The sequence below is a fragment of the Flavobacterium sp. genome (assembly GCF_043779715.1).
GTDB lineage: Bacteria > Bacteroidota > Bacteroidia > Flavobacteriales > Flavobacteriaceae > Flavobacterium.
Genome location: NZ_JAYWDT010000191.1, coordinates 1 through 3,120, shown reverse-complemented (window position 1 = coordinate 3,120; position 3,120 = coordinate 1). Strand labels below are relative to the sequence as shown.

The window sequence follows — 3,120 nt, the reverse complement described above, 5'->3', positions numbered from 1 at the left end:
AAATGTAGAAAGAAAATTTTTAAGATATAAAATTCTCCGTCAGCTTAAGCTCCTAGCGCTAGCCAACAAACAAATTAAAAATAATGAATTTTTTTTATAAGTAGAAAGTATCTGTTTGCAGAATTAATTATATGTTAAAAATGAGAATAATATTAGCCTTAATTTTTTGTTTTATTTCGTCATTCGCTTTTTCTCAACAAGAAGCTAGTGTTTGGTATTTTGGTCTAAATGCGGGTATAAAGTTTAATGCAAATGGTACGGTAACCGCATTAACAGATGGGCAATTAAATACTTATGAAGGTTGTGCTACATTATCTAACAATGCAGGACAGCTTTTATTTTATACAGACGGTGTTACTGTATATAATAAAAATCATGGTGTTATGCTAAACGGAACAGGCTTAATGGGAGATGGCTCATCTACTCAATCAGCTACCATAGTGCCTAAACCAGGTTCCACAAATTTATTTTATATTTTTACCCTAGATTCTTTTGTAGGGGTACGAGGATTTAGATATTCGGAAATAGATATTAATTTAGATGGTGGCTTAGGAGGTGTTACGGCTCAAAAAAACGTGCCTGTTTACGCGCCGTCTTGTGAAAAATTAGCGATTGTAAAACATGCTAATAATAATGACTTTTGGGTAGTTACTCATGGTTGGAATAGTAATGCTTTTTATGGTCATCTCTTAACTTCTTCAGGCTTAAATAGTACACCTATAATTTCAAATGCTGGATTGGTTGTAACTGGATCGACTGAAAATGCTTGGGGTTATATGAAAATTGCTCCAAATGGTAGTAAGTTAGCAATTAGTAACAGCCTAACAGATTGTGAACTACTGGATTTTGATACAACTACAGGTGTAATTTCAAATCCTCAAGTATTATATAGTGGGTTTACATATGGTGTTGAATTTTCTCCAAACAGTAAGATATTATATTTGTCTTCATCTGATCCATCTCCCTATAAAGTTATGCAGTTTGACTTAACATCAATTGCAATTCCTAGTACACGACAAGACGTTTATAATTCTAGCTTGATTACTCCAGCAGCACTTCAATTAGGTCCTGATAATAAAATTTATATTGCAGAATTTAACGTGGCAAAGTTAGGAGTAATCAATAATCCAAATATTATTGGTTCTGGCTGTAATCTTCAAATGAATGCTATAGACTTGGCAGGAAGAAGATGTGATTTAGGCTTACCCCCATTTGTTACTTCATTTTTTTTACCTTACGAAATACAATTAAACAATGGCTGTGTAGGGCAAAGTACTGAATTATCATTAACTACTAACCAAATCTTCACTAGCGTTGTGTGGGATTTTGGGGATAGTACCCCAACTAGCAATAGTCCAATTTCCAATCATACTTATACTGTAGCAGGAACTTATACTGTTACAGTTACTGTAATGGGGATTGGCGGTAGTGTTACTAAAACCAAAACCATCGTCATTTCGGCACTACCAACTGCAACCCAACCACAAAACATGTTGCAATGCGACAACAATAACAACGGGTTTTATAATTTTGATTTAACTACTCGGAATGCAGCTATATTAAATGGTCAAAATGCTAGTTTATATACCGTAAAATATTTTGCCAATGCAACAGATTATACAAACAATATAGCCATTGGAACACCAAGCAGTTACCAAAATGCTACGGTTTACCAACAGCAAACTATTATAGCAGAAGTGTCTAACAATGCTAATAGTGATTGTAAAGTAACCACTAATTTTAACATTGATGTTTTTGATACGCCACTCCCTAATCTTCCTGTTAATATTTCAAATCTCTCTTCCTGCGATAACACAACAGTAGGAACGGATACAGATGGAAAAGTTATTTTTAATTTAGCACAAAGAGCTACCGCCATTTTAAACGGTCAATCATCCACTCAATTTACGATAACATATTATCGTGATGCAGCACTAACAAATCAAATACTAACTCCTACGAGTTATCAAAATACTAATCCATCAGAGACTATTTATGTAAAAGTAGCAAACAATGACAATATAAATTGTGTTGCAACTACATCATTTAATTTGCAAGTATATTCGTTACCAGTAACTACAACAACAAGTTTAAAACAATGTGACGATGATACAGACGGATTTAGTGTTTTCAATCTAACGGAAGCCAATGCTAAAATTTCAACCAATTTTGCAAACGAAACTTTTGCTTATTTTGAAACGGCTAATGAGGCTCAAAATAATATATCTCCCATTCCAAATTTTACCACTTACACCAATCAAATAGTAAGTAATGATGTGATTTATGTTCGAGTTTCAAATACCAATGGCTGTTTTCGTGTAGCACAACTCAATTTGATTGTTTCAACTACCCAAGTGCCTGTTGCTTTTACGAGAACTTTTACCCAATGTGATGATGCTATTTCAGGAACAAATACTGATGGTGTTTCAGCTTTTAATTTTGCAAGTGTAGATACCGAAGTTAGAGCTCTTTTCCCAGTAAATCAATCATTAACCATTACTTACTATCGTAATCTAGCCGATGCTTTGGTAGAAATTAACGCTATAACCAATATTTCAAACTATAGAAACATTGGTTACCCAAACACACAAAACATATACACCAGAGTAGATAGTGATTTAAACAACGATTGTTTGCTGCTAAAAAGCTTCATCACACTAAACGTAGAAAGAATACCCATTGTGAATCCAATTGTCAGAAATCATTGCGATGATGACCAAGATGGATTGTATGGTTTTGATACGACTAACCTACAAACCACATTGTTAAATGGTTTAACAAATGTTACTGTTACTTATTTTGACCAAAATAATAATTCGTTACCAAGTCCGTTAGCTAATCCTTTTGTAACGGCTTCACAAACCATAAAGGTGATGGTTACCAACAATACTGCAAAAGCTTGTAATTATCAAACGACAATTCAGTTTGTGGTTGATGATTTTCCAGAAGCTTTTCCTATTGCAACGACATTAACCACCGTTTGTGATGATGAAGTGAATCCTATTAATCAAAATGGTTTGTATTCTTTTGATACATTGACTTTTCAAAATACGATTTTAGGAGGTCAAACAGGAATGATAGTTAATTATTTTGATGCAGCTAATAATCCTTTGCCAAGTC

General features: G+C 33.6%; 1 protein-coding gene. It reads left to right on the top strand.

The features are described from left to right. Nucleotides 1-140 precede the first annotated feature (140 nt). Nucleotides 141-3,120: PKD domain-containing protein (locus tag ACH2BG_RS09260; RefSeq protein ID WP_395047409.1), on the top strand; the 2,980-nt coding region annotated here is incomplete at its 3' end.